Origin of the sequence: Eudoraea sp., from assembly GCF_049669105.1 — a bacterium.
Taxonomy (GTDB): Bacteria; Bacteroidota; Bacteroidia; order Flavobacteriales; family Flavobacteriaceae; genus Eudoraea.
Genome location: NZ_JBATKE010000241.1, coordinates 1 through 7,053, shown reverse-complemented (window position 1 = coordinate 7,053; position 7,053 = coordinate 1). Strand labels below are relative to the sequence as shown.

The 7,053-nt window shown below is 38.1% G+C and carries 5 protein-coding genes; all 5 read right to left on the bottom strand.

All coding sequences use genetic code 11. The features are described 5' to 3' along the window. Window positions 1-1,645 (bottom strand): FG-GAP repeat domain-containing protein (locus tag WBM60_RS17110; RefSeq protein WP_424283394.1); only part of this gene is annotated, 1,645 nt, incomplete at its 3' end. A 194-nt stretch (window positions 1,646-1,839) separates the two neighbouring features. Next, a complete protein-coding gene (locus tag WBM60_RS17105) occupies window positions 1,840-3,492 on the bottom strand; it encodes a sodium/sugar symporter (RefSeq protein WP_424261992.1) in 1,653 nt (550 codons plus the stop codon). A gap of 109 nt (window positions 3,493-3,601) precedes the next feature. Next, complete coding sequence (gene xylA / locus WBM60_RS17100; RefSeq protein ID WP_424261990.1) at window positions 3,602-4,927, bottom strand: xylose isomerase; 1,326 nt, start codon at window positions 4,925-4,927, stop codon at window positions 3,602-3,604. A gap of 1 nt (window position 4,928) precedes the next feature. Next, the gene (locus tag WBM60_RS17095) at window positions 4,929-6,413 is read right to left on the bottom strand and encodes a xylulokinase (protein ID WP_424283393.1); all 1,485 of its coding nucleotides are present in this window, start codon (window positions 6,411-6,413) and stop codon (window positions 4,929-4,931) included. Window positions 6,414-6,535: 122 nt separating this feature from the next. After that, a partial coding sequence (locus WBM60_RS17090) for a RagB/SusD family nutrient uptake outer membrane protein (protein WP_424283392.1) occupies window positions 6,536-7,053 on the bottom strand: 518 nt, incomplete at its 5' end.

The window sequence follows — 7,053 nt, the reverse complement described above, 5'->3', positions numbered from 1 at the left end:
TCGTGACAAAAACTTCTTGTTTCAAAATCCCATTCGTAGAATAAGCCAACACTTTAGCTCCAATGCCGAACTTATTTTTTTCATCTCCAATTAAAGCGACCTTAATATAATTTCTATCCTTTTTTGTATCCGATTTATTTTCCAAAAGATAGGCTTCTTCATTGAGGTTGTTTACAACAAGGTCGAGATCTCCATCATTATCCAGATCTGCAAAAACACAACCGTTGCTAAAAGAGACTTCTTCTTTGTACCATTCTTTAGTAACATTTTTAAAAGAAAGGTTTTTGTTATTCTTAAACAGATAGTTTGCGACTTTTTTTTCAGGTAATTCATTTATAAATGCCATATCAGTTTGGGACATTCCTGCACTTATTCTCTTTTGAATATTTTCATTGGCTATGTAACTTATAAAATCCATATCATTCGTAGCCCCTTTAATGCCATTTGATATGTAAATATCTTTATAACCATCATTGTCATAATCTGCAGTGAGAACCCCCCAGGACCATTCTGTAGCAGAAATCCCGCTTAAGTTTCCTATTTCACTAAAATTTTCAGTACCGAGGTTTAGGTGTAGGGTATTTTGCATATACTGAGGGGCATATCCATTTTTTAAATAGTATTGGTAGGTTGGAAATGAATACTCCAATCCGGATGTTTTATAAGTTTCCAAATCTTCCGGGAGCATATCTAAAGAAAGGATATCGGTTAATCCATCATTGTTTACATCAGCCAGGTCGTTACCCATTGAGTAATGCGTAGTATGCCCCAGGCGTCTGTTATCTGATGAAATAAGTTCTTTAAAGGTTCCATCGCGTTGGTTTATGTACAAATAATCATTTTCAAAAAAATCATTACCAATATAAATATCAGGATATCCATCGTCATTAATATCACTAACTCCGAGTCCTAAACCATATCCAATTTTACCCTGGAAAATACCAGCTTCTTTTGAAACATCTTTATACATTCCATCATCATTCCTATAGAGACGATCACCGGAAAGTGAGTCTGTTTCTAAACGTTGCGATCCTTTACCGTAAGTTCTGTTGGGGTGCACGGAATGATTTAAGAGATACATATCCAGATCCCCATCAAGATCAAAATCAAGAAATGCGGCCTGAGTTGAAAGCCCACTAAAATCAAGGCCATAGGAAGATGCCTCTTCACTAAATTTCGGAATACCCTCTTCATTTACGCCTTTGTTTATAAAGAGCAGGTTTCTGCCTTTCATTCCTTGGTAATTACTGACTTTACAAACATAAATGTCAAGTAAACCATCATGGTTAATATCTACATGTGTAGCTCCTGTCGTCCAGTTTCCGGGATTACTAATATTAGCCACTTTGGTGACATCTTGAAATTTTAAGCCTCCTTGGTTAATGTAAAGTTTGTCTTCACCCTGATTGGCCGTAAAATAAAGATCTACCAGTCCATCATTATTAAAATCGGCAGAAACGACCCCGGCTCCATTGTAGTAATACAGATAGTTAAGAATATTAAGCTCAGGGGTATCTATCAGCTGGTTTTTAAAATAAATTCCGGAATGAGCAGAGGTAACTTTGTTAAACAGTTTCTCCTTCTTTTCGTCACAAGCACTTAAGAGTACAATTATGCTTAAAGAAAGTCCTAAGATCCTTTTCATTTATGCTCCAAAATTGTACGGCAAGATAATGAAACTAGCAGAAATAAGAATGTATTCCGAGTTAATGTTATACTAAGTATCATGTTAAAAATGAGGTTGTTGCCAGAGTCTAACAATTAACTAAATGCCACAATAAGAAAAAAGAAGGATTGAAAATCATCAATCCTTCTTTTTATTTTATTTACTGCCAGGAATTAATTCCAAAAGAGCGCATATAGCATTGCAATGATCAACATCACAGCGAATGCCCCAATATTGAACTTTGGACTGGTTTTGAAAAGATCTTTGGAAAAAGGAATACCTTTAGGATCATCTGCGCCCTTATTTTGCGATAAACTAACAATAACAATGACCAACATAGTCAGAAGTGCGGTGTACCCCATTTGATCTAAAAACGGGACATCCAAAAAAAAGGAACTTGTAGACCAACCATTAGGAGCAATCTTGAAGTAAAGCGCTATTGGGATAGAAACAAGAGCACCAATAATAGCGGCTTTGTTCGTGGTTTTTTTCCAGAACAAGCCCAGTATGAAAACTGCTAAGATACCCGGACTCACCAAACCGGTGTACTCCTGAATAAATTGGAAGGCCTGATCAATTCCACCTAATAAAGGAGCCATGATACATGCAATTACCAATGCGACTCCAGCTGACAGGCGACCAACATTTACGGTTGTCTTGTCTGATGCATTTTTGTTGATATATTGTCTGTAGATATCCATTGTAAAAATAGTGGATGTAGAATTTAACATCGACGCCAGGGACGAAACAATGGCGGCAGATAGTGCTGCAAATGCCACTCCTTTAAGTCCGACAGGCAGGAATTGCAGTAACCAGGGATATGCCCTGTCTGCCTGTTCCAGTGAAGGCAAGTTCTGCATACCTATATCGCCCAATCTGGCCATAGTTTCCGGATCATTTATCATTACATAGGCGGCAATACCGGGAACCACAACTATTATTGGAATAATAAGTTTCAAAACTGCAGCTAAAATAATACCCTTTTGTGATTCTCTAAGTGATTTCGCAGCCAGTGTTCGTTGTATTATATACTGATTAAAACCCCAATAATATAAATTGGCAACCCATAGTCCGCCAACTAAAACACCGATACCCGGCAAATTATCGTATTCCGGGTTGGATTTGTCCAATATCATAACAAATTTCTCAGGGACTGTATCGTAAACAATTTTGAGACCTTCCAGCACTCCTTGCCCGTCTGAAACTGTATTTAGTGCTAAATATGATGTCACTAAACCGCCAAAGACCAGAAAGATAACCTGAATTACATCGGTCCATGCAACAGCGGAGAGTCCCCCATAAAGGGAATAAGCAGCTGCGAACAATGACAGCCCAATTACACCATAAACCATGGGAATCCCCATTATGGTTTCCAATGCAAGTGAACCTAAATATAATACAGATGCGAGGTTTACAAAAACGTAGAGCGCAATCCAGAATACCGCTAAGATGGTCTTTAAATTCGTAGAAAACCTTTGCTCTACAAATTCCGGAATGGTATACAGCCCTTTTTCAATGAAAATAGGCAGGAAGTATTTACCTACTATAAGCAAAGTAATAGCTGCCATCCATTCATAGGAGGCTATTGCCAGCCCAACGGCAAAACCTGAACCTGACATCCCGATAAACTGTTCTGCTGAGATATTGGCCGCGATTAAGGACGCGCCAATTGCCCACCAGGGCAATGATTTACTTGCCAGAAAATAGTCTTCTGCATTTTTCTGATGCCCTTTTTTATCTCTGGATACCCATAGACCTACTCCTAAAATCAGGAAGGCATAGGCTATAAAAATAAAATAATCCCAAAATCCGAAAGCTGATGTCATAATTAGTTTGGTTGGTTGTTGGTTTAATAAATGCTAATTGTTGAATTTAGGTAAAATTCTTCTTTAATTAAAAAAATGCTTTATTATTTATTAGGTTTTAACTTTATGGCTATAGGTATTGGTTAACTATATTTTCAAACAATTCCTGTTTACCGCTCTGTAATTCCAATTCACCATTTGACTTTGCAATTTCATAAAGATCAGTCAGATCCAATTTCCCAAGTTCATAATCCTTTCCTTTGCCCGAATCAAATGACTGGTAACGCTTTTTTCTCAGATCATTATAAGGGGAAGAAGTCATAATCTTGTCGGCAATAAGTAGTGCTCTTGCAAAGGTATCTGCGCCACCAATATGGGCATAAAATACATCGTCCAGATCAGTAGAATTTCGTCTTATTTTAGCATCAAAATTAATCCCACCCCCTTGCAATCCTCCTGCTTTCAGAAATGTTAGCATGGCTTCTGTAACTTCAGTAATATTGTTAGGGAATTGGTCTGTGTCCCAACCATTCTGATAGTCACCCCGATTTGCATCAATACTGCCCAGCATGCCATGAGCGGCGGCAACTTCCATTTCGTGTTGCATGGTGTGACTGGCCAGGGTAGCATGATTAACTTCAAGATTCAGTTTAAAATCATCCTGTAAACCATACTGATGTAGAAATCCAACTACCGTTGCAGCGTCAAAGTCATATTGATGCTTCATAGGTTCCATGGGTTTAGGTTCTATAAAGAAAGTTCCCTTAAAACCTTGTTTTCTGGCATAATCTCTTGCTGTTGCCAAAAAACGACCCATATGGTCTAATTCCCGTTTCATGTCTGTATTTAATAAAGACATATACCCTTCGCGGCCTCCCCAAAAAACGTAATTTTCACCATCGAGAGCCATAGTAGCATCCAGAGCTAGTTTTATCTGCCCTCCTGCCCTCGCCAAAACGTTAAAATCGGGATTAGTAGAGGCACCATTCATATATCTGGGATTAGAAAAACAATTGGCCGTCCCCCATAAAAGTTTTACTCCTGAAGCCGCTTTTTTCTCTTTAATATAGTCGACAATGGCTGAAAGTCTCCTTTCAGATTCTGAAAATGAGTTCCCTTCCCTAACCAGATCAAAATCATGGAAACAGAAATAGTCAAACCCCATTTTTGTTATAAATTCGAAGGCCGCATCGGCCTTTGCTTTAGCTGCATCTAATGGGTCACTAAAATTATCCCAGGGAAAATTTTGCGTACCCGGGCCAAAAGGATCGGCGCCTACACCACAGAAAGTATGCCAGTAAGCCACAGCAAATCTTAAGTGATCTCGCATGGTTTTACCCGCTACAAGCTGTTCGGGATTATAATATTTAAATGCCAGGGGATTATCAGATTCTCTGCCTTCATAGGGTATTTCGCCTATTCCTTTATAAAATTCCTTGTTGCCAATAAGTACCATATTAATTGTTTTTTAATTTTAATTCCAGTTCGTTTTTCCAGAGTTCATAAGCCATTTTATATTCCTCTTTATCAGAGGAGGGTGTATAACTCATAATATAATCATTATCCATAATTTGTTTTCCGAAAGCAGCATAATTTCCATTATGTAGCTGACAGGCACGGGCAGCACCAATAGCACCGGTGGTGTTGTAAATTTCAATTTCCTGATTTATTAAACTAGCTATGGTATTGGAAAAAATAGGAGCCCTGAATAAATTATCATTACCTGCTCTAATTACTTTGGCTTTGATGCCATCTGCCCTTAATATTTCCATACCGTAAACAAAAGAAAAAGCAATTCCTTCAAGTGCAGCCCTGCAAAGATGTGGCTTAGAATGAATATTTAAGTTTATATTTCCTATTTGTGCTCCTAAATCTTTATTATTTAGCATTCGTTCCGGGCCATTGCCAAAAGGCAAAATAATAACTCCTTCAGAACCAATAGGCACTTTAGCAGCTAACTCATTCATTTCCTGGTAGGAAGTAATTTTTAAATTATTTAATAGCCATCGGTACATAATTCCTGCCCCATTTACACATAGCAATTTACCTATGCGCATCTTCTCGGGGGAATAATTTACATGGGCAAAATTATTTACACGTGAACTTTCTTTAACAGACAGATTATCAGTAATTGCATAAACCACACCAGAAGTACCTCCGGTTGCTGCTACTTCACCCGGATTAAATACGTTTAATGAGAGGGCATTATTGGGTTGATCGCCGGCACGGTAAAGAATAGGAGTGCCTTCTGCCAGACCCGTTTCCAAAGCTCCTTTGGCAGTAATGTGACCCTGGTCTGAAAAAGTAGCTACAATTTCAGGGATAAGCACTTCATTTACTTCATAATAATCTAAAAGCCAACTGGCAATATGTTCTTCTTTAAAATCCCAAAATATACCTTCCGAAAGGCCAGAAATGGTGGTATTTATTTTCCCGCTTAACTTGTAAGCGATATAGTCGCCGGGGAGCATGGCTTTAAAACTGTTCTTATAGAGATCGGGTTCATTTTCCTTTACCCATTTTAATTTAGACGCTGTAAAATTTGCAGGGGAATTCAAAAGTTTTTCAGCACAGGTATCGTGGCCCAGATCATCAAATGCTTTTCTTCCAATATCAACAGCTCTTCCATCGCACCATATAATTGATTTTCTTAAAGGAATACCATGCTTGTCGACTAAAACAAGGCCGTGCATTTGGTAAGAGATTCCAACTCCTTTTATTTCATCTGGAGGAACTTTAGTTTCTTTCAGTATTTGTTTTGTGGCAAAACACAGATGTGTCCACCAATCATCAGGATCTTGTTCTGCCCACCCTTTTTTAACGGAGAGCATATTCATTTCCTTTTTAGGTTCACTTATTACGGCCAGGCTTTTACCGGAGGCTATCTCTACTAAGGCTACTTTTATTGAAGAACTTCCAAGATCATAGCCTAAAGTGTACATATTTTTGGATAGTTTTTTGACATCGTAAGATATTATTTTTATGGCTATATGCCAAGGCATTAAAAATAAAAAACCCTGATCTTAAGATCAGGGTTTTTTTAAAAATAAATTTAAAAAACTTCTCAGTATCCCGGATTCTGAACGAGATTAGGATTAAGAATAATCTGAGTAGCAGGAATTGGGAATAATTCACGATCTGAATTACCAATAGCGGCAGGGTCTTTAAATTCCCAATCGCGTGTGTATTGACCAAATCTAATTAAATCATTACGTCTCCAAAACTCTATGTATAGTTCTCTACCTCTTTCATCTATTAAATCTTGTTCTGACAGACTACCTAATGGCGTTGCACTACGTAAAACACGGAGATCGTTAACCATTGCTGTTGCATCGCCTGAGCTTCTAAACATAGCTTCTGCCTTCATTAAATGGGCGTCTGAATATCTGAAGAAGACTTCATGCGATTTGAAACCACCATATCGAGGGCCGTACTTAAGTACCCTTATACCTGTTACTTCATTATTATCTAAAAGGTTTGGTGAACCATCAACCGCACTAAAATATTCTCTTGTAAAATTCAAAGGTGCACCACCTCGCTCTGTAAGTGGCGTTCCTGTAGGGCCATATTGTTGTCCTTTAA